General features: G+C 45.3%; 17 protein-coding genes. 4 read left to right on the forward strand and 13 right to left on the reverse strand.

Going from position 1 to position 21,980, the window contains the following annotated elements; all coding sequences use genetic code 11:
* Positions 1-101: 101 nt before the first annotated feature.
* The 4 genes from VNM22_09935 to VNM22_09950 form a co-directional block, all read right to left on the reverse strand.
* The gene (locus VNM22_09935; GenBank protein HWP47469.1) at positions 102-2,351 is read right to left on the reverse strand and encodes a radical SAM protein; all 2,250 of its coding nucleotides are present in this window, start codon (positions 2,349-2,351) and stop codon (positions 102-104) included.
* Positions 2,352-2,354: 3 nt separating this feature from the next.
* Positions 2,355-3,614 carry an MFS transporter gene (locus VNM22_09940; protein HWP47470.1) on the reverse strand — a complete coding sequence of 420 codons (1,260 nt, stop codon included), beginning with the start codon at positions 3,612-3,614 and terminating at the stop codon, positions 2,355-2,357.
* Between the two features lie 135 nt (positions 3,615-3,749).
* Positions 3,750-4,304: a type 1 glutamine amidotransferase domain-containing protein gene (locus VNM22_09945; protein HWP47471.1), complete on the reverse strand. Its 555-nt coding sequence runs from the start codon at positions 4,302-4,304 to the stop codon at positions 3,750-3,752.
* A 94-nt stretch (positions 4,305-4,398) separates the two neighbouring features.
* Complete coding sequence (locus tag VNM22_09950; GenBank protein HWP47472.1) at positions 4,399-4,656, reverse strand: 2-hydroxymuconate tautomerase; 258 nt, start codon at positions 4,654-4,656, stop codon at positions 4,399-4,401.
* 199 nt (positions 4,657-4,855) lie between these two features.
* Between VNM22_09950 and VNM22_09955 the strand changes: the two genes are divergently transcribed.
* On the forward strand, positions 4,856-7,495 hold the full coding sequence (locus tag VNM22_09955; GenBank protein ID HWP47473.1) for a methyl-accepting chemotaxis protein: 2,640 nt from the start codon (positions 4,856-4,858) through the stop codon (positions 7,493-7,495).
* A gap of 87 nt (positions 7,496-7,582) precedes the next feature.
* Here VNM22_09955 and VNM22_09960 read toward each other — a convergent pair whose 3' ends face one another.
* The 4 genes from VNM22_09960 to VNM22_09975 all read right to left on the reverse strand — a co-directional run bounded on the left by VNM22_09960 (position 7,583) and on the right by VNM22_09975 (position 11,948).
* On the reverse strand, positions 7,583-8,953 hold the full coding sequence (locus VNM22_09960; GenBank protein HWP47474.1) for an MmgE/PrpD family protein: 1,371 nt from the start codon (positions 8,951-8,953) through the stop codon (positions 7,583-7,585).
* A complete protein-coding gene (locus VNM22_09965; protein HWP47475.1) occupies positions 8,940-9,686 on the reverse strand; it encodes a DUF3943 domain-containing protein in 747 nt (248 codons plus the stop codon). Before VNM22_09965 ends, VNM22_09960 begins: the two co-directional genes overlap by 14 nt.
* Positions 9,687-9,696: 10 nt before the next feature.
* Positions 9,697-10,989, reverse strand: a complete 1,293-nt coding sequence (locus tag VNM22_09970) for a glycosyltransferase N-terminal domain-containing protein (protein HWP47476.1) — start codon at positions 10,987-10,989, stop codon at positions 9,697-9,699.
* 230 nt (positions 10,990-11,219) lie between these two features.
* Positions 11,220-11,948, reverse strand: coding sequence for a TlyA family RNA methyltransferase (locus VNM22_09975; GenBank protein HWP47477.1), 729 nt, complete (start codon positions 11,946-11,948; stop codon positions 11,220-11,222).
* Between the two features lie 296 nt (positions 11,949-12,244).
* Here VNM22_09975 and VNM22_09980 point away from each other — a divergent pair, with 296 nt between their 5' ends.
* Positions 12,245-12,502, forward strand: a complete 258-nt coding sequence (locus VNM22_09980) for a hypothetical protein (protein HWP47478.1) — start codon at positions 12,245-12,247, stop codon at positions 12,500-12,502.
* Between the two features lie 74 nt (positions 12,503-12,576).
* Here VNM22_09980 and VNM22_09985 read toward each other — a convergent pair whose 3' ends face one another.
* The 5 genes from VNM22_09985 to VNM22_10005 all read right to left on the reverse strand — a co-directional run bounded on the left by VNM22_09985 (position 12,577) and on the right by VNM22_10005 (position 19,803).
* Entirely contained in the window at positions 12,577-13,290 is a 714-nt protein-coding gene (locus VNM22_09985; protein ID HWP47479.1) for a pyridoxine 5'-phosphate synthase, read from the reverse strand.
* Positions 13,291-13,375: 85 nt separating this feature from the next.
* A complete protein-coding gene (locus tag VNM22_09990; GenBank protein ID HWP47480.1) occupies positions 13,376-13,930 on the reverse strand; it encodes a TlpA disulfide reductase family protein in 555 nt (184 codons plus the stop codon).
* Between the two features lie 224 nt (positions 13,931-14,154).
* Positions 14,155-14,505, reverse strand: a complete 351-nt coding sequence (locus VNM22_09995) for a hypothetical protein (protein HWP47481.1) — start codon at positions 14,503-14,505, stop codon at positions 14,155-14,157.
* Between the two features lie 250 nt (positions 14,506-14,755).
* Positions 14,756-17,806 (reverse strand): DEAD/DEAH box helicase, encoded by a 3,051-nt coding sequence (locus tag VNM22_10000; GenBank protein HWP47482.1) that lies wholly within the window; start codon positions 17,804-17,806, stop codon positions 14,756-14,758.
* A 158-nt stretch (positions 17,807-17,964) separates the two neighbouring features.
* Complete coding sequence (locus tag VNM22_10005; GenBank protein HWP47483.1) at positions 17,965-19,803, reverse strand: glycosyltransferase family 39 protein; 1,839 nt, start codon at positions 19,801-19,803, stop codon at positions 17,965-17,967.
* Between the two features lie 322 nt (positions 19,804-20,125).
* Between VNM22_10005 and VNM22_10010 the strand changes: the two genes are divergently transcribed.
* Entirely contained in the window at positions 20,126-21,037 is a 912-nt protein-coding gene (locus VNM22_10010) for a decaprenyl-phosphate phosphoribosyltransferase (protein ID HWP47484.1), read from the forward strand.
* Between the two features lie 430 nt (positions 21,038-21,467).
* The gene (locus tag VNM22_10015) at positions 21,468-21,944 is read left to right on the forward strand and encodes a hypothetical protein (GenBank protein HWP47485.1); all 477 of its coding nucleotides are present in this window, start codon (positions 21,468-21,470) and stop codon (positions 21,942-21,944) included.
* The last annotated feature ends 36 nt before the right edge of the window (positions 21,945-21,980 follow it).

Consider the following 21,980-nt stretch of genomic DNA (forward strand, 5'->3'; position numbering starts at 1 on the left):
GGCCTCCCGCCCCTACACAGGAGAGGAGGAAGGGGAGGAGGCAGAGGGTCACACTCCCGGCTCAGCCTTACCGACCCGGTATCACGAACCCCGCCCCCAGGCTATCCCTCCAAAATACCTTGCGCGTAAAGCTCTTTCAAATAGGATAAGGTTCTGCGGCGATATTTTTTTCCTATTCTCGTTAGGATTTGCCGAATAGTTTTTGTTCCATCACATAGATAAAGTAATTCCCGGACTTCTTCGGAAATATATAAAGCTGTCTGTCCTTTTCTGAAAAGATACCAGCTGGGGAGCGGATAAACTCTGGGTAAATCCTGCACAACTTTCTCATAAAGGGCCCGCTCAACACTTCGATTCTTTTCTACCAGGATTTCCTGAAGTTGAGCTTCCGAATGGGAGAGATAATCATGGATTTCATTCAAGTTGAAGGTAAGCCGCTTGAGTTGGATTCCCGGTTTTATCCGGGGCGTCAAGGTCTGAAACTCCCGGCTCTGGATAGAGGGAGTTTGAGGTTTACTTCCATGGGTCGTTAACGACTGCCGGAGAATCTTGAAGATATCTTTTCCATAACGGTCAAAATAAAGCTGACTGTGGGCCACGCTGACCGTTCCGGCCCAGGGATAAGTTCTTAGTTTAAAGTATCGGGAGAGTTCGTCGATCCGTTCATCTAACCGAAGACGATCCTCGTCGGTCTTGTAGGGTTTATCCATCTGATAGCAGCAGTGGGTCTTGAATTCATCTCCCCGGAGATAGTAGATTTCCTGGATGTGGTACCGTTCCGGCTCCAAAGCGGTTCTTGAACCGGCCTCCAGGTCGTAGGTACCTACGACAAACAGGCTTACGTGGTCCAGATTCCGGGCGATAAAATCCAACGTATCTTCGGCTTCAGAGCGTGTTTCGGTAGGAAAATCCAGAAAAGTCATGATTTGCGGAGCAATACCGGCGGCAGAAAGGTTCCGGACCACCTTTTCGGCTTCTTCTACCCGAATACCCTTGTCCATCAGATCCAGGATCCGTTGATTTCCCGATTCCAGTCCCAAGGCAACCGAGACGCAACCACCCTTTTTGAGGGTCTGGCACCGTTCCAGAGTGAAGGTTTTCTCCAACCGCATATCACTGCTCCACTTAATGTTTAACCCTTTTTGGATCAGGAGCTCAGAAAGCTTGAGTGTGAGCCGGGGAGAGATTAAATCATCGGAGAAATAAAAATAACAGGTTTGATGCTTCTCCGAAAGGGTTTGTAGATCTTCGAGGATCAACTCGGCTTTTCTTTCCCGATAGGGGGCTGTGGCTTTATCAGTCAGTCCGTAATGGCAAAAGGCACACTTTTCCCAATAGCACCCCCGGGTGGGAGCATAGAGAAGAACCAACTGAGGTGTTAAATAGAGATCCAGGGGAAACCCTTCATAGTTCGGACAGGGTAAAGCGTTAATATCTTCCAGATAAGGATCTGGATTCAAAAATAGCCGGTCCTTCTCCCGATCATAGGTGATCACATGGGGTAAATTCTGGAGAGGTCGACCTTCCTGTAAGCAGCTTAGAAGGTTATAAAGCGCATGTTCTCCTTCATAGACAACGATACTATCCAGATGGGCAAAGAGCCTGGTAAGGGTCGGCTTTTCTATTCGAATCGCCATTTGGGTTATGGCAGGCCCCCCAACCGTCACATGAACATGAGGAAAAGTCCGTTTGATCAGGTCGCAGAGGACCAGGGCCTGGAGTAACTGGGCAGGAAAGACTATGGAAATACCGACCACATCGGGTTGCTCACTGGCTATGAACGGCATCAGTCGGTCCTGATAATAGACCATGAAGGGATCCGGAGGGTCCTGGGAATCTTTCCTGCGCCGGATCTCGCGCTGGAGTTCGGCATAGGAGGTCATGTAAAGGGGAACGTTGTATTGGGTGAAGGTCAATTCCAGGGGATAATAAACCGCCGAGAGAAATTTTAAAGCCTTGTTGATAATACAAACGGCCCAGTCGTATTTTTCCGGATCAAAAAAAGTTTCCGGGTTTTTTAAAACCTCCTTTGCTTCCTGGATATGTTCGAGGATGTCTTCGATCTCAGGATAAATAAGATACAGACCAAAATACTCCTTCTGTTCTTCAAAGCTCAAGGCATGGGACTTCTTCCTTCCCTGACCTGGCTCGTAAAAATTTAATTTATCCAGGAATTTCTCATAAAGCTGTTTTAAAAAGCCCGGCTCCAAAATAAAATGATAGGCTTCTATATTGGCATCCTTGATGAGGACCTCTTCCCCTCGTTCCTTCAAAAAAGCGCTTAAATAAGCCAGGCTGAGATAAGGCTGAGTGGGGTCTGAAGTCGGTGGATAAATTAAAAGCGTTTTCATAACTCAATAATTCATCGGTTCGTTATCCGTTGTCCAGGACTTATCCCGGGTGGTAGCCGGGGATTGAGCCTTAGCTGCAGCGAAGGGGCTATAGGCTTCCGATAACGAACTACCGACGGTACCGGTTTTGCGGCGGGCAGGTAAGAACAGGGACAGAATAACTCCCAGGAAAGCAACGGCAGTGAGGGCAAAGAAGGCATTTCCGAGACCTACCCGGTCTGCGAGGCGACCGACCAGCATAGGAGAAAAAGAAGAAAAGATTTGAGCAGAACCGAAAACCAGACCGACGGTGGTTCCTATTTTTTCACCCTTTGTAAGTTCTGCCGCAAAGGCCATTCCGACTGGAAATAGAGAAAGGGTAAAAAAGCCCACGCAAATGGAAAATATAATTGCAAGGGTTCCCTGGGTGTTCAGAAAAGCAAAGGTAAACACGGTCAAAAAACCAAAGGATGTTAAGAAAACAAAACGTCCTCCGAACCTATCGAAGAGTATACCGCCGATGGGTTGGGCAATCAATCCCGCAATGAACATACAGGAAGTTAAAATACCTGCATGGGAAAGGGTTGCGCCTTTTTCCACATAAAACGTGGGTAAAAAAGTTGTAAATCCGCTATGGACCATGGAATCCAGTCCGTATACCACAGACAATAAGATAAGGGCAGAGGGGAGATTTCTGGTAAATCCCCTGTTCCCCCGGGCTTCTGGCTCTTCCAAAAGCTTCCAGATCAAAGGAATGATAAAAATCCCGGGAAGAACCAGCAGAAAAGAGCTTTTCCGCCAGCCAAAATGATCCACGAGAAACCCTACCGTAAGGGGGGCCAAAACAAAACCGAGGCTCCCACCTATTCCGTGGATTCCCTGGGCCTTTCCTTGATTTCCTCGAAAATATTTCGATAAGAAATTGGCACTTTGGGGATGGTAGGTACTCGCTCCTACCCCGATAACCAGGCAGAGCAGGAAAAAAACCCAATAAGCCGGAGCCAATCCAAGGGAAGCGATACCGATCCCGTAAAGGACGAAACCCATCATGAGAATGGCTTTACGCTTTCGGTGCAGATCAGCAAAGTAGCCAACCGTAGGTTGAAGGATGGCCTGGACAAAAATACTGGTAAAAGATAAAAGTCCTACTTGAAAATGGCTGAGGCCAAAAGTTTTTATCACGGCCGGTAACAACGGAGGTAAAACCCAATTATAAAAGTCATTAAAGGTATGACACAACGTTAAGCCTGCTAAAATCGCTGTTTTGTCTTTAGAAAATTTCATGTACGTCCGTTTTTGTCCGTTGTCCGTTGTTTATCTAAGCCCCAGAGACCCCAAGAATCCAGAGAAAATAACTATCTATCTCTGGGTTCTTGGGGTCTCTATCGCAAAGAACAGAGGACGATAGACGAGTTAAGTTTATTTCGCCAGCGCTTTAATAATTTCCCTGCAAAAATCCGGAAGATCCGCAGGAACCCGAGAAGTAATAAGATTGCCATCTACCACAACGGGTTGATCTACATACTCGGCTCCGGCGTTTTTCACATCGTCTTTAATGGCGGATACACAGGTCATCCGCTTTCCTTTAACGATTCCGGCTGAAACCGGTACCCATCCCGCATGGCAAATAGCGGCCACCACCTTGCCGGTCTCAAAGGCATCTCGTACGATGGTCAATACCTGTTCGGATCTGCGTAACCGATCCGGAGCAAAACCCCCTGGGATAACCACCGCATCAAAATCTGCTGCCCGGCATTGGCTTACATCGGTGTCTACTTCCACCGGATATCCTTTACGTCCTTTATATACTTTCTCTCCTAATCCGGCTACCGTGACCTTCGCCCCGGCCTCGGTTAAGCGAAGCTTCGGGTACCAAAGCTCCAGATCCTCATATTCATCTGCTGCAAAGATTAAAACTTTTTTTCCTGAAAGTTCCATAATCCCATAGTCAGGAGTCAGAAGCCCGAATACCAAAACCTCTGACTTCTAACTCCGACTGCTGTTTTACTTCCGTAGTTAAGTTCTCAGGAGTCCGAATAACAAAAATTTCTAACTTCCGATTTCTGTTTTACTTCCGTTCGGAGAAAAATTTACCCCCACGGGCCCAGTCCTCTTTTGATTTCTCTTGAATGATAACGGTAACGGCTTCTTTGTCTACCCCGTATTCTTTGCAGATCACCTCCGTAATCCCTTCCATAGCCCTTCGCTTCTGCTCTTGAGTTCTTCCTTCCATTTGATAAATGAAAACCAATGGCATAGGCTTATCCCTCCCTAAAAAATTTCCTCCGGGTTTAAACTTTATCAGATTTATCTTGTCAACTTTTATATATTAAACTGCCTGTTTCGGTTTGCAACCAATTTTTCGCCTTCAAAATTTTTATTGAAAACTTTTTAATCGCTTTTACTCCAGGCAAATTAAATTTTATCCCATTAACTCCTTGACATTTTAAGCTGGAAATGAGATGAGATAAGCTTGATATATGGCCTATCTTAACGAGAGAAGTCAGGAATAAACGGGAGAAATTATGAAGACGATCAGCTATAAATTTTTTGTACTCATTATATTTTTTATTTTGGTTCCTCTCATTGCTCTGGGATTTATTTCCTTTACCGTTGCCAGCCGGGCGCTTCAAGAAAATTCCCGCAAGCAGTACGAGCAAATGGTTTGGAACTCCAAGGAAAGAATCGATGAGCGATTAGCCGATCGGATTAAACGGATCGAGAGTATTCGAGGGAGTAGTACCCTGCTATTATTTTCGGGTTTCACGGGAGTAGGTTCTAACAGAACCAGTGTCGATAATGAAGTTTATGCTTTACAAAAAGGTAACGGTCTGGCCTTTGAACCCCCTACTCAGGAAGGAGATCTCCTTAACTTTGGGATTATGCTGGTTCATCCTGGTAACCAGAAGATTAGAGATTTTGGAGTATTTCCCTCAGAAGAGTACGTGGGGCTCGATGGGGTAGTTAAGCAGCATATCTATGCTGGAGGATCCAATGATGAAGATTTTACGGCTAAAGATCTCACCAAGCTGAATCGTTCTGACGAAGTATGGTTCCAGGAAGCTAAAAATGGAAGGGTTTACATCTCAGACCCTCGTCCGGTCAAGTTGTATTTAAAGGAATACAAACCTTCCGAAGGTAAACACCCAGAGAAAGTCGTTGAAAAAAAATTAATCGTTATCGCAATGCCCCATCTGGTTCAAAATCAAGTGCGAGGAGTTCTCATGGTTACTACCACGCCGGATTTCTTATACCAGGAGATGGAACGGTTGAAACCCGAGCATGGTCAAGCCTTTATTATTAACTCGAAGGGCTGGGTGATCGGACATAGCGATAAAAGCCTGATAGATACCCAACTGGATAACTCTCTCGTTCAGGCTATTCTGGAACCCTCTATGAAAGAAGCAGATTATAATGATAACTCAAGCACTTCCGATAAATCCTCCACGTCACTGATGGAGAAAAGAGGAATGAACACAGGATGGACGGCTTATCAGGACAATTTAATTATTTCTCGTAAAAGCCAGATGGCGGATTGGACGATAGGTCTTTATGTTCCCCAAAAGGATATCCTCAGTGCAGTAAATACCTTATGGTCTAAAACCCTTTGGATCATCGTAATTACATTGGGTGTTGTATGGGTCGGAGTAAGTCTGTTTACACGTAAATTCATCATCATGCCCCTTAAAGAGATGGTTACTTTTGCGGAAGCCATTCGAAATGGAGATCTTACGAGAAATCTTCCCGTTAAAACCGAGGATGAAATAGGAAAGCTGGGAAAGGCTTTGAACGCCATGTTAGCCACCTTAAGAACCGCAACGAGTCGTATTCGGGAGTCATCCACCCGATTTACCACCACCGCCGAAGCCCTTCGAGGCCAGGCCAGAACGGTCGGCATAGGAGCAGAAGAACAGCTTAACTCTGTAGAAAAGATCTTTACTTCTACCCGTCAATTGGATCAGTCTATCCAGGGACTTTCACGGGATGCAGAAAATCTCTCATCGGCTTCTGAAGAGACTTCAGCTTCCACGCTGGAAATGAAGGCGACCTTCGAAGAAGTTACAGAATTAATGGAAGATTTATCCTCCTCGGTCAATGAAACGGCTTCTTCTATAGAACAGATGATGATGTCGGTGAGGGAAGTCAGTAAGAACACCCATCAACTCTTAACAAATGCCGAGACGACTTATAAGGCCATCGATAAAATTAATGCATCTATCCAGGAAGTTTCTTCCAATGTAGATCACTCCCGTAAACTATCGGAAGAAACCACCCAGGCTGCCGTAGCGGGCCAAAACTCCATGCAATCCACTTTAGAAGGGATGCGGGAAATTAAAGATGTGGTGTTAAGATCGGCTCAGGTTATTCAAACCCTGGGGGATCGTACGGAAGAAATTGGAGCCATCCTGGACGTGATCAATGATATTGCCGAGCAGACCTCCCTACTCGCCCTCAATGCCTCGATTATAGCAGCCCAGGCCGGGGAACACGGTAAAGGTTTTGCGGTTGTGGCCGGAGAAGTCCGAGAACTGGCCAATCGCTCGACCCTATCGGCTAAAGAAATCGGGAATTTAATTAAAAATGTACAAAAAGAAGCCCTTATGGCTATTCAGGCTATGCAGGAGGGAATCAAAAAAGTTGAAGAGGGGGTAAGGTTGGCAGATGTGACCGGGGAGATGTTAAAGCAAATTATTACGCGGGCCGAAAAATCAGCCTCAACCGTCTCCAAAATTACCCAGGCCACTCAAGAACAGGCTGACAGTAGCCGACGAATTATGCAATATATGGAAAATGTAACCCACATGATTGCAGAGATAACCAAAGCCACCGGCGAACAACAGAAAAGCTCTTCACAAATTATTACGGCCGTAGAAAATATGAGAAACCTGGCAGCCCATGTCAAGATGGCCATGGGGGAACAGACCAAAGGAGTTGCCCAGGTCATCCGGGCTATGGACACGGTTACGGAAATTGCCCTCAGGGCAAAAAATATTACCACCGATCAGACCCGGGAAGCCTCCCAAATCGTCTCGGCCATTCAGGCCATCCGTGAAGTCATAGAGAAGAATCTGGAAAGTATTAAAAAGACCACCCAGATTGCCGATGACCTCCTGGAACACTCCAAGGGTCTTCTAGAAACGGTAAGTCAGTATAAGATTGAATAAGTGTGGGAGTATGGGGGGTGTGGAAGTGTGGAAGTACTCCCATACCCCCATACCCTCACACCCCCATACTCCCATACTCCTGAAAGGCTAGGCCAGGAGCTTGGTAAAATCCCTTAAATGGGAATAACCTTCCAGCTTTTTAACGTGATCAACGATTTCCCTCTGATGGGAATCTGAGAAAATTCCCCGGGTCAGGGTGTTAAATTTAGTAACGATCTCTTCTCGACTCAGGGGATTTTCCGGATCTCCCTTGGGATATTCAATCTGGCTCTCTAACTTCCTCCCATCCTGGGTTTCCAGGATAACCCGGCTTTTCCATTTCTTAGGAAATTCGGCCTCCAGTTCGGGCATGGTTACACAGGAGACTTTTCTCATGAGTTCCTGGATTTGGGGATGATGAAGATTCTCCACGGAAAACTCATCTAAAAAGGCCCTTCGTTTTAGTACGGCAACAGCGGCTCCGAAGGGTGCACTAAATTGAGCATCAACGATGTTCTGGGGATTTACTTTTTGCTCCGGGGGATCTGCAACCAGGAGTCGTCCGGCAGATAGAATACCTAGCGTGATGTGTCGAATATCGGACGGGGTCAGATGGTAGCGTGTTACAAGATCCAGAACGCCATCGATGGGCGGTTGCATGTAACGGCAACAGGCATGGGGCTTTAAACTGGTGCGCATAATCTCAAAATTCTTTCCCAGACCTTCAAAGACCTTCTCCAGATCCGGCTTATCCGAATAAGAGTGAAGAAATCCAAATTTTCCTTCGATTATTTCATGGGGGCCGGTAAATCCGGTTTTTGCCAGTAAGGCTGCTAAAATCCCACTGTGGGAAGCCCATCCGGGATGAAATCGCTTGGTCCAGGCTCCATTTTGGAGATAAGCCATGGAACCTGCTGCCTGACTTCCGGCAATTCCAAAGGCATGGTGCATTTGGTCCTCGGTAAGGTTAAAGATCTTGGAGGCAACTACCGTAGCGGCGAAAACTCCGCAAGTCGCCGTTGGATGGAAACCATGCCGATAATGCTCTGCCGGATTAATCCCTTTTCCAAGGCGTATAATCACATCGTATCCCGCCACTACCGCCTCGATAAAGGCTTCTCCACTGCAATTCACCATTTCTCCTGCGGCGAAGGCCGTCGGAAATACCACAACCCCCGGATGAAGGGAAGATTCGTTCTCTACGTCGTCTAACTCCAGGCTGTGGGCAGCAACGCCGTTGGCCAAAGCGGCATACTCTCCGGCCGCTTTAAGATCGGTTCCTATAATGGTGCCCTCTCCCGGACGGTTCAGATCTTTAACAAATTTTTGAGAAACCATCCCTGAATCCGAGACAGAACCCCTCGTAACAACTCCTAAGAAATCCAGACAAAGATCTTTAACCTTTTCCACAACTTCTTCAGGCAAATTCCGAAATTTGAGCTGATGATAAAAATGGACCAGATCTTTAGTTGTGTTCATGGGGAAGAACTAACCACTCAGGGGTCAAGAAAATCTCCGGCTTGATCCATTTTGGAATCCTCGACGCCTGGGTAGCTGGTTTTTTCAATAATTTATCATTTAAGACATTAAAAGGATTCATATAGTAAAACAGGTAATGATAAAACCTTCTACTCTCTGTGTTTAATTTTTTCTCTCCATAACGGGAAACTCGATCCAAAACAAAAATGCCAACTATAGAAGCCGAATAATCCGTTACAAGATCCTTCCCAGAAGGCGGGAAGGCACTCCCTTCAATGGCAAATTCCCAAGCAATATTGTGTATCTGAGTAAAAAGAAGCGCCGTCCAATCCCTGTAACCCCGCTCCTTTAAATAGAGGCCCATTCCAGCATAGGCTAGAGGATGTGCGATATAGTTAATGAGAAAAGGATCATCATCCAAACGGGTTCCTTTCTTTATACGAAGAACAGGATTTCTAAAATTATCAACAACATTTTCAAAAGCCCCTGATTCTTGAATAGCTTTCTGTATATTTTCACGAGCAAAAACAACCCCTGTAGTAACTCCACCTATAAATAAAACATCCAAGCCCAATCGGGTTAGCTTTTTTTTAAAAGGTCTATTCTTCTGAGATAGATCTTCATCCTTCTTTAGAGTGACACGCCACTCTGACTCTTTAATCCCTTTTATAGAAGGATCTTCAAGGGGATGGAATACGAAACTCAGGAAAAATAGCCATGTCCACACTTGCATGTAAAGTCCTTTACAAGTACGCCTCCAGATATTTCAGAATTTTATCGGTAGCTCCCCGATTTTCCAAAATCAGGTTCCTGGCAGCTTCTCCCATTCGTTGTAGTAAAGCAGGGTGATCCAACAATCTGGAAAGCCAGCTTATTAATTCCAGATCGTTTTTTACCACCTTACCCCCTCCACGCTCCAGCAACCGAATGGCTTCCAGAGCTTTGTGAATAGCCGGGCCAAAAAGTACCGGCTTACCCATGGCTGCCGGTTCCATCACATTATGGATACCGGCTCCAAACCCTCCCCCCACGAAGGCAATATCTGCAACGGCGTAAAGGCCGGCCAGGATACCTATCTGATCTACGATAATGACCTGATTGGAATCTGGAGCCTCTAAGTTCTTGGTTTGAGAGGTAAAAATCGGAACCAGGCCGTGTTTTTTCAGTTCTTGAGAGATTGATCCCAGTCGTCGGGGAGAAGGTTCATGGGGCACCAAAATCAACCGTAAATCGGGATATTGGGGAGAAAGGACCTTAAAAGCCTTTATCAGATACTTTTCATCAACTTCCCAGGTACTCCCGGCGACGAGCTTTCTTCCTTCAAAGGAAAACCTTCGAAGCAAATCCTTCTGATTCTGAACGGATTGGCTTCTCAAATAGACCTGGTCATAGCGCGTTTCTCCAACGGTTATAATCCGCGTAGCTTCCAGGCCCATCTGTTGGAACCTTTGGGCATCCGCCGGGGATATGGCAAAAATCATCTGTAAGTGGCGATAAACCCATCGATTCAAAGATCTAATTCCGGGATAGAGTCTTTTAGAGGACGGGGGTAAAGAGGCAGATACCAGGAAAATGGGAATTTTCAATTCTGCAGCGGCCCAGACATGATTGGGCCAGACATCGTATTTTAGTAAAATCCATATATCGGGTTGAAGCAGGTGAATCAGCTTCCTCGCTTGAAAAGGGGTATCTAAAGGGAGGTAAAAGACCAGGTCGGCTAAGGGATAATTTCGCGCAGGCTCATAACCCGAAGGGGAGAAGAAGCTGACGACAATTTTGATTTTTTCCCCATACCGTTCTTTCAATCCGGCGATAAGAGGCTTTCCCTGTTCAAATTCACCCAGGGAAGCACTATGAAACCAGATGATCTTGAAATCTCCCTGGTCTTTCCACAAAGCCCGCCTGGCCGCCAGATCTATAAACAAATTCTTTCTACCTTCCAGGCCTTTTCGGATCTTCTCGTTGAAGTAGTAACCTATCTGAAAAGTAAGGTAAAGCAGGGGAACCACCAAGAAATTATAGATTAAGTACCACAAAACCATCAGAACGCAGGGACGCAGAAGCCCACGGGTATTGACTTACGGAGTTCCTCATCAAAGGATCCACTCCCCAACCCCTTGAGCTTTCCAGGGGTAAGTTTTTTATAACCTGCCTCCCCCCTCCTCAACATGGGAAGAGACCTGGAGATGATTTCTTTATCCTTCCATCTCTGGGCCTCTGGGTCCCTTTCAGCTTTCATAAGCCTTTAGTAATAGTTAAAATCTCTTCAGCGGGCTAAAAACATCAAAAACTCTACATTACCTTTAGTTCCCTTTATGGGTGACGGGATAACACCCCGGACTTCTAAACCCAACTTTTTGGCAAATTGTCGAAGAGATTCTAAAACCTGTCGATGTTTTTCAGGGGATTTGACAATCCCCCCTTTTCCCACTTCTCCCTTTCCTACCTCAAACTGCGGTTTAACCAGTGCGATAATCTCTGCCGTTGGCTCGAGTAGATCCAAAATAACCGGCAGGACTTTTGTCAGAGAGATAAAAGAAACATCAATGACGGCCAGTTGCATTTTTTCCTTAAACAGGTCCGGAGTTACATAGCGAATATTGGTCCTCTCCAGCGCTATGACCCTGGGATCCTGTTTGAGTTTCCAGGCTAATTGTCCGTAACCTACATCCACGGCATAAACCTTCCTGGCCCCATGTTGGAGGAGGCAATCGGTAAACCCGCCGGTGGAAGCGCCGACATCTATAGCAATTTTATCCTGAACCGAAATTTTAAACTCCTGGAGTGCTTTTTCCAGCTTTAATCCCCCCCGGCTGACATAAGGATGGTCTGCTCCTATCACACGAATATTTGCGTTTTCATCGACCAGAGTCCCGGGTTTATCTATTTTTTGTTCGTTAACCAGAACAACTCCGGCCAGGATTAAACTCTGACTCCGCTCTCGCGTTGGCGCCAATCCTCTAAGGACTAACAACTTATCTAATCGCTGTTTCATAGTAGATACCCTATAAACAGATAACCAACCTGTCAATGGTTTTTACCGTTTTTCTGTTGACCGAATTCTGTAGAGTCTATAAAATATATTCCGATTAAGCTATTCGTTCACTCAAGGTATCAACGATCGGAAAAAGATGTCAGGCGAGGAACCCTTCAATTCAGCTCAAAACCTGCCCTGAGCCCGTTGAAGGGATGAATTCGTGGAGAAGCAATTCGGTTTAGTGGGGGATAACATCGAAGCCTTTGTTTTGCTTCCTTCGGTGCCCTCGTCATGATAATGGCAGAGAAATAAGGATGAAATCTCTAATTAGCAAGCTCAAAGAACTCATAGATCAGGATAGACAGGTGGTGATAGAACTCGGTAAGGCTCATTTTTATCAAGGCCATGTGATGGCTATTTTAAATGATGAACTTGTCCAGTTGAAAGTCAAAGGTGAGCGAAAAGCCAAGGAAATTGTCGTGTATATTCCTATCGATAAAATTTTGGCTTTTTGGGAGGGAGATGTGGAAAAATCGATCCCTTCTGTTGGTTTTCTCATAAGGGAAAGTTGAAAAGTTTTTTATTTCCATCAACCTTCCCTTCAGGAGCGCAGGCCTTTTGCCTGCATATACGTTGGTAATAAACTTTACCGGATAAGTTGAATCATTTCCCGGACTGCCCGTTCTATACCCACAAAAATGGATCGTGAAATGATACTATGACCAATATTGAGGGCTTCCATTTCTGGAATACGTGCAATGGGAATTACATTACGATAATTAAGGCCGTGTCCCGCAAAGACATGGAGTCCAAGTTGCGCAGCCTGTCTGGCTGCATTGGTAAGTCTGGTTAATTCTTGCTGAATATCTTCTTTTTTTAATGCATTGGCATAGGTTCCCGTATGGAGTTCGACGGCATCTGCTCCCAGTTCTGCGGAAGCCTGAATTACTTCAGGATCCGGATCCACAAATAAACTGACCTCTATGCCGGCGCCTTTAAGGGTTTCCAGAACTCCCTTAATGATCTCTTTTTGTCCCAGAACATCGAGACCTCCTTCGGTGGTAATTTCTTCTCGCCTTTCAGGTACCAAAGTTGCGAAATGGGGGCGGGTAGCCAACGCTTTTTTTACAATGTCCGGAGCTACCGACATTTCAAAATCAAGTCCAATCTGGAGAACCTCCTTAAGCCGATCCACATCCCGATCTTGAATATGCCGACGATCTTCCCGTAAATGGATTGTAATCCAATCGGCTCCGGCCAGTTCCGCTAAAAGGGCCGCGGTAACAGGTTCCGGCTCAATCCCCCGTCGGGCCTGGCGAAGGGTAGCAACATGATCGATGTTAACCCCTAATTTAACCACAAGCTTCAAGAGGAGAAATCAAGGGTCAGAATCCAGAGATCCTTGGGATTTCTGGATTCTAACCCTTGGTTTCTGCATTTTTTACCTATTGTAACAGCAATTTAAGGATTTCACGACCTTCCTCGCTATCCCAGTTACGATCTCCTACCGAACTTCCCAGAGCTCTTCCCTCACGATCGATTAAAAAAACCGTAGGAGTTCCTCGAACCCCATAGTTTTTAGTAACCTCCCCCGTCTCATCCAGCAGTACAGGAAAATCATAACCCCGTTCTTTAACGGCTTTTGCTACAGTGTTGAGATCCTCTTTAAAATCGACAAATAAAAAGACAATTCCCTGATCTTTAAATTCGTTGTAAACCTTATTGACAGAAGGTAACTCCTTCTTACATATTCCTCACCACGTAGCCCAGAAATACAGCATAACGGGTTTTCCTCTGTAATCCTTTAAGCTTACCACATTCCCATTTAAATCCTTGAGTTGAAAATCTGGGGCCAGAGGTTTCTCCTTGAGTTCCGTAACTTTAAATGCTGCAAAGGCTTCTGATAAGGTCTTCGCCTCTGTTATTAAAGGGGTCAGGGCCAAAAACCCTATCCCTATCATGATATATCCGACAAGGGTTTGGATTTTTAACTTTTTCATTTTTTTACCTCCTCTATCTAGGAAGTTATCCTGAAAAGAAACTCCTGTCAAGGGAACTCCCCGGGTCTAATCCTCTATTTTTAACGGAACTTATACGTATAGTACCCGGTAAAAAGTTAAGTAACCATTTTACCCTTATTTACCCTTACCCCTTCACACCATAGGCACCTTAACCTGACCCCTATGGGGGTTAGAAGGTTAGGTGGAAAACCCCCCATACCGGATTACTCAGCCGAACAGCTTTCAGGTCTTGGGTCAAAATAGATGGAGACTTTCTCAACTTCTGCTCCCACAATCTTATCACTTAATTTATAGTTCCCGACCCGCATACACCGATCTATGAGCAAATTATGAAGTTCGGGTTTCACCCGATTCTTTATTCCCCACTCTATAACAATTTGAAAAACATAGCTATCGGTATTATAGATGAGTTGTTCGAAATCGACCCGGGTCGTGTCCCCTTCTTTGAAAAGCTTTACATTCTGAATGGCTCCATCGGCATAGAGAATCTCAGTTGATAAAACTCCTGTCATAAAAATTAGAATGAATAAACCACAACTCTTTAATTTGAACATATTAGTAGGAATGATTCTACTCCCCTGGAAGGGGTCGTATAACTCATTCGATGTGGCCTTATTTAAAGGTAGCTACTCAGGCCCTCACTCCCACTTTCTCCCCCTTTCGGATTTTGTATTGTCCTTTTCCATATAATTCAAAAGTTGTCTGAGAAAAAGAATATTTCAAAATAGTCGGGGAATTCAAGGGAAACTTTTAAATTTCTCCCAGAGGGCTAAACCACATTATCAAACGAGGATGTTTAACCTACTATCTAAACCACTCCACAGCTAATCGCATCAACCCTTTTTCCTTATCTTCATAAAGAAGATATCCTTTTTCCATTCCGTACTGAAAAAGATCTCGAGTTAATTCAACATCTCGACGGCAATGCTCAATAACCTTATCCAATCTTCCTTCCTTAAACCACTGCACCGTCTGTAATCCATCTCCCAACTTACCCTGATTCAAGGTCTTTTCGCATAAATCCCCTAAAGATAATCGAAATTTGAACTTCTTATAAATTTCTTCTAAAATATCCAGAGTAGGCAGTTGGTTGAAATCAAAGGAGGTATAAGCCTGGAGCACTGCATAGTCAAAATTTTTGATATTAAATCCTACGATGAGATCGGCTTTTTTCAGCTTTTCAATCAGTTGCGGAACCTGGGCTTCGGTATACAAATAAAACTGTTCCTCCAGACTGTCATAGATAGCCCCAATAGCCAGTCCCATAAGATGTTTGTTCTGCCAGCCTCCTACCTCCTCGGCACTCCGCTGGGTCTCGATATCGAAATAGATTATGCGAGGGGCCGAAGATAAAAGCCGGGGAGTAACTGTAATCAACCGGTTTCTATCTATTTTTTGCTCCAGGCTTTCTCTGTAACTCACCATCTTCTTTACGGTTTCCGATCCCTCTTTCTGGAGCAGGGTTTTTTGTAAGAATTCTGGTTGGCAGGCACTTTCACCCTGTTCCACCCTTTCAGAGGGGAAAGGATCTCGACCCGTCCCTTCACTTCCTTGCAGAGCAGGCCCTGATCCCCTGCTCCCTGCTTCCTGTTTCGCCATCAGGGCTTTTAGAATTTGCACAGCCGCCTGCTTATCTAAAGGTTTATTCCCGTTCCCACATTTAGGGGAATGGATACACGAAGGGCATCCTTCTTCACAAGGACACTCTTGAATAGTCAGCAGGGTACGGCTCAAAAGCTCTTCGATCATCTCATAACCCCTACGGGTTAATCCAATTCCCCCCGGGTAACCATCATAAATAAAAATGGCAGACTTGCCAACTTGAGGATGATAGGCATAGCTGATACCCCCGATATCATTTCGATCACAGATGGCAAATAGAGGAAAAAGGGAAATGGCCGCATGCTCTACGGCATGAATCCCCCCCATAAAATGGAGCATTTGCCATTCCACCATCTCCACCACTGGCTCTTCGATCTCAATCCAAAACCCGCGGGTTTCAAAACTCTGGGGGGGTAAATCCAGGGGGTGTACGCTCAGGAGGTCCTGCCCAAAGATTCGACGTTTCTCAAATCCTATGATCCGTTCGGTTACTTTTAACCGACCTTCACAAACCTTAAAATTGGCAACTAACTTACTCTGATCACAACTCAAGATCTGGGTATCTTTCTCTCCCAACGGTTTTGTGAAATAATCTACATTTACGGGTTCTACATAGATATTCTTTTGACCCAGGTCCAATTCAATGACCCGATATTGTTGAGCCCGATGGAGATAAATAGCTCCCGCATGGCATTCACTAAAAACTCGACCTCCGTTGACATGCCCGATGATTTTCCGATCCTTCGCCGAAAGGATCATATAACCTTCTCCAATGGATCGAATATCGACCCATCGATGGGGATTTTTGGAGGAGGAGAACCATTTAGCCTCCGTTTCACTCTGGAGGAGTTTTCCCTCTTTAACCAAATCGGACAGGGCTTGTTGGACTTTCTCATTCTGATAGAAAGCCTCTCCACCTTGAAGGGGAAGTTCGGCAGCAGCACAGAGGAGATGAGATTTCAAAATAATCTCATTATCTGGATCCACAATGGCTTTTTCATAACTGCGATGAAAGAAATCTTCCGGATGATGCATGAAGTATTGGTCCAAAGCATCGGGAAGGGCTAATAAAACGATAAGGGCTTCGTTATCACCACGTCCTACTCGTCCACTACGCTGCCAGGTACTGACTATACTACCGGGATACCCTACCAGGATACAACAATCCAGACCACCGATATCAATTCCCATTTCCAGAGCACTGGTAGAAATAACTCCTATGAGTTCTCCCCGAAAGAGTTTTTGTTCGATCTCTCGACGCTCCTCGGGTAGAAATCCCGCCCGGTAGGAGCTAATTTTATTCTGAAGTTCCGGATGGGATTGAAGAATCCAGGTATAGATAAGCTCGGTAATTTTCCGAGCCTTGGTAAAAACAATGGTTTTAAGCCCGGCTTTAAGGGCCAGAATCATCAACCTGGCAGCCTCGGTATAAGGGCTGCTGAAAGTGGGATTTAAAAATAGAAAATGCTTACCTCGACGAGGGGCTCCACTTTCTAAAATGACCTCAAAGGAACTGCCAAAGAGTTGCACAGCCAATTCATCGGCGTTAGCTATGGTCGCTGAAGCGGAGATAAATTGGGGATCAGCTTGATAATAACGGCAGATTCGATTAAACCTCCTGAAAACATGGAGAACATGGGAACCAAAAACACCTTTGTAGGTATGAAGTTCATCGACCACTACATACCGCAGATGGCTGAAGAACTCTCGCCATTTGTAATGATATGCCAGGATTCCCAAATGGAGCATATCCGGTGTGGTCAGCAAAATATGAGGGAGTTGAGATCGGATTTTCTCTCGCTGATAAGCCGGGGTATCTCCATCGTAAATCTCTGCTTTTATAACTCCCCCAAGCCGATTACTCAGGTTTCGAATGATTTTGAGCTGATCTTGTTCTAAGGCTTTCAGGGGAAAAATAAACAAAGCCCGCGTGGTCGGATTACTTAAGATCTTCTGGAAGACAGGAACATTATAAACCAGGGTTTTACCGCTGGCCGTAGGAGTGCCTATCAGAAGATGTCGACCCTTCTGAATCTGTTCTATAGCTTCGGCTTGATGGCTGTAAAACGAGTGGATTCCCTCCTCCCTGAGGGCTTTACATAAATCAGGATGGAGTGTCTGAAATATATCCCGATAGCGGGCCTTTTGGGAAGGGATGAAATGGTAATAGGTCAAGATCTGCCGATACTCCTCCCCCTGACTTAGTTTTTCTACAAAACGCCTGAGATCGTATTCCATACGAAATCTATCCATCAAAAAAACGCCTGTTTTTTATCAAGCAGCCACTCCACAGGCCTTTAACCTATTCATTCCGGGCATGAGACCTTGTTTCTTTGGCACAAGCCTCGGCTAAACCCTCAACAGAACCCAGGAAAGCATCTCGTCTTATAAATCTAAATTAACACTCCCATTCAGGAAGCGTCCATCCTTTTTAGGATCTTAATTCCAAAATGATGATCGGTAAGCGGCTCATAAAAGATCCGTTCTAAAGGGATATAGGAACTCTTCACCCAATCCAGGATAGGCTTTCCAAAGTTGGGATCCCTACCAAAATATCCCACACCATGCTCACTGCTATCGCTGTGGACAAGAATAATAAACTCCGGAGGATGGGCTTTAAAGGATTCCAGAACCTGTTCGCTTCCACCGTTCATTTCAAGACCTATGGGCATGTTGTAGATATATCGGGTTGGACTTATCCTGCGGGATAAATAGTTTAGCATCACACCCTCCGGAAGGGCGACAAATCCTATGTCACGGGGTATTAACTCTTCAATCCGTTGAAGGGCCTGTACCATAGCAACTCCGGTAAGATCCACCCGGGGGCTATAGGTCAGGATGGTATCTCCATTTTCCCCCACGGCAAAATCTTTGTAGCGATAAAACCTGTTTGATACCTGAAAATGGAAAACTATTCCAGCTATGATTAAAGCTATCATGAGACCTTGAAAGAGATCTCCTGGTTTGTATTTCTTACCAGGTAACTCTGGAAGAAGACCGAGGAGCACGGCCACCAGTAGAAGGGTAGCCGGCATGGCAAGGACAAAGCCGTAATTGAACAGGCGAGCATTTAGAATGATTTTCCCCAGGAGTACAAAGGCAAACATGGCCCACAGGGCCATTGCGCCCATCCGAATTTTAACATCAGGCCTGGTATGCTTCCTCAAACAAAGGATGATACAGACTGCGCCCACTACTAAAGTGATCGGTGGGAGCGCCCGACCTAGGCTAAACCAGGGTATCAGCCCGGGTTTTACTATGAGTAAACCGCCAAAACCAATACTGAGGAGAATAACCGGAATCACCCGGCGGGTCCATAAAGGACACAAACTCCTGTCGGCTATTAAACAGCTTCCTATCCAAAGGATCATCCCTCCCAATACCTTTAACATGAGAAAAAAATTGGACCCAGGCTGATCCAGCCCGGAACTCCTGAGATAAAAGGTACGATTGAGGACCGGACTTCCCGTCAGGGACGTCCAGGCTCCAGCCGTTGCACGAACTGCCTCACCCAGAGGCATATACCGGGAGAAAAAAATAAAGAACAACAGCGAAGGTAACAGGGCTACTGCATGGAATCCAAGCATCACTTTCAGGATTTGTGACTTCGGAGCCTGGGTAAAGTTACCGATCAGTACCAGTCCAAGTTCCGCAGTTGCAAAGGCTGCCAGACCTACTTCCGGCTTGGTTAAGAAAACTAACCCCAGACATAGCCCAGCCCCTCCTATGAAACCCGGATGTCGCCCAAGCAGGTAACGGATAAAGAAGAAAATCATCCCCATCGTCAAGGCAGTTCCATGGGTGAGGGCATGGGAATAGGGACAAACAAAATTATAATTCCCATTGGGAACATACTGGGAAAAGGCAAAGATAAAAAGAAAAACCAGACTACATAAGGTTGCTATAAAGTAGTTAAACATGGCTTTGAAAATCCGATAAATCAAAACGGTCACTCCGGCCAGAATGAGCAGATTACAGACTATCAAAGTTGTCAGGGAAACCCCAAAGAGACGGAACCAGAGGGCGTTGAGATAAGAAGGGAGGGGACCAAAGTACCAAAATATATCCCTATACAATACCTTTCCTTGGGAAAGTTGCCAGGGAATATAAAGCTCGTGCCCAAAATCTACCAGGATGTCCGGCCATTTACGCCAGCTCCAGATGGATAACGCCAAAAAAGTTACACCCAGCAGGCTTATACACCAGGCCTCTTCACGAAGGGAGGAATTCTTCGTTTTTTCAATTTCCATGGCTCAGGTATTTATAAACTCTTCTGCCTCCCAGGAAAGAAATACCTTTCCAGGTCCGGAAGGAATCTGTCCTGACGGAAAACACTGCGAGCCGAAGCCTAAGGGAAGGGATAAACGATTGCTTTGCTTCTACCCCTAACCAAACAGATTGTTTTGTTTCGCACCTACCATTGCCTCCAATGCCAGACTCGGTATTATTTTTAATTTGAAAAGGTATACCTTTTAAAGGGGTATCCGTCAAGCACTTTTTACTTGACACCTGTCGGCTTATTGCCATAGTCTTCGAACATAAGAGCATTTATTGAAAATGGAGAGATAAGTTGTGATTACGGTAAAAACAAAGCGAACCGACTTAATGGCTCTAAAAGCCATTCTAAAGACCATGCGTCCCAAGCAGTGGACGAAAAACCTCATCATCTTTGCAGGTCTCATTTTCTCTTTGAATTTATTTAAGCCTCCTTTATTTGTAAAAACCTTTGCTGCTTTTGTGGTCTTCTGCCTTCTATCTGGAGCCGTTTATATTATCAATGATATAAAAGATCTGGAGAGGGATAAAAATCATCCCTTGAAATCTAAAAGGCCCCTCGCTTCGGGGGAACTTACCATTTCTTCAGCCATTTTAGCCCTGATTCTTCTGATTCCGGGGTCTCTCCTGGTTTCTTTTATGCTTAACCCCGGTTTTGGCTATATTGCCGTACTTTATTTAATTCTCTCAACTCTGTACTCATTTTATTTTAAACACACGGTTATTCTGGATGTATTGATTAATTCCATGGGATTTGTTTTAAGGGCGGTCGCAGGAGCAGTAGTCATTCAGGTGGTAATCTCTCCCTGGCTTTTTATCTGTACCATCCTTCTGGCCCTTTTCCTGGGTCTTGGAAAGCGAAGGCACGAGTTAGTCCTTTTAGGAGACGGAGCCCTGAATCATCGAAAGATTCTAGAAGAATACAGCCCGGAGCTTTTAGATCAAATGATCGCCGTGGTAACGGCTTCAACGGTGATGGCCTACTCCCTATATACCATGGCCCCCGAGACCAAAGAAAAATTGCATACCCCGTATATGAATCTGACGATCCCCTTCGTACTTTACGGGATCTTTCGCTATCTTTACCTGATTCATAAACGAGAGGAGGGAGGAGATCCTTCCTTAGTTTTGTTGACAGATAAGCCGATGCTCATTGATGTGATCTTATGGATGCTAACCACGGTAATTTTGATTTACTATGTCCATTGATCGGCAGAACCCTCCGCTGTTTCGTGAAAGAACGAATCAGCCCTTTGGAAGAGGAGGTTAGGGGTATAGGCGTCAGGATAAGAGTGAGGTCCATGAGGAAGGCCCCCTTAATGTCAAACGAGACGTTTAACCTACTCGCCTTCCCTCGCTTTGCAGGGGAAGGAACTTTGAAGCGAAGTTTCCTCCCCTGTGAAACGGGGAAGGGACAGGGCGGAGGCGCCTTAACCTGGCGCGTATGGGGGCCGGGGGGTGTCACTTAAAAGTCAAGCAAAACTAAGTAAACAACGTACTAATACACTGTTTACTTAGTTTTGGCTTAACTTTTAAGTGGCCCTTACCCCAGGTCCCTCTTCCACGCTGCGGGAGAGGGGGTTGGGGAGTGAAAGCAGCCCTATAAGGCCAAAACTAAGTAAACAACGTACTGATTATTATGGAGACCTTTTCGATTAACACAGAAGAGATAGATGTTGCAAAGATCATGAAGCAAATCCAGGAGCGGGTCTTGGAGAAAAAAAAGGCCGGAATTTATACCGATGAAGAGATCCGGGAAGTGAGCGAACTGAAAAACCAAATTTCGCCCCAGAAAGAAGGATCCTATGGAGAGCTGGCCTTGCATTTGCGACGTTTGCATCATAACTGGGATATAGCCAATAGTGCGGCCTTAATCACCTCCCACCGCAAGATTCTGGGACCTTTTATCGTTGCTTTAAAAAAAATAGGATTTCGTATCTTTCGATTTATTGCCCATCCCTTTGTTATCCGACAAACCGAATTTAATGCCGCCTCCGTTCGATTTGCTTCGGTCCTGATGGATGAACTTTCTCGACTAGTACAGGAAAATAAAGAACTCAAAGAAAAGCAGGAAAAACTCTTGCAGGAGATGGAGGAGCTGAAACGTAAGATTTAAGCTATCAGAATCCAGAGGACTTGAGGGCCTTATATA

The organism is Candidatus Limnocylindrales bacterium, assembly GCA_035559535.1.
In the GTDB taxonomy this organism is placed as follows: domain Bacteria; phylum Moduliflexota; class Moduliflexia; order Moduliflexales; family JAUQPW01; genus JAUQPW01.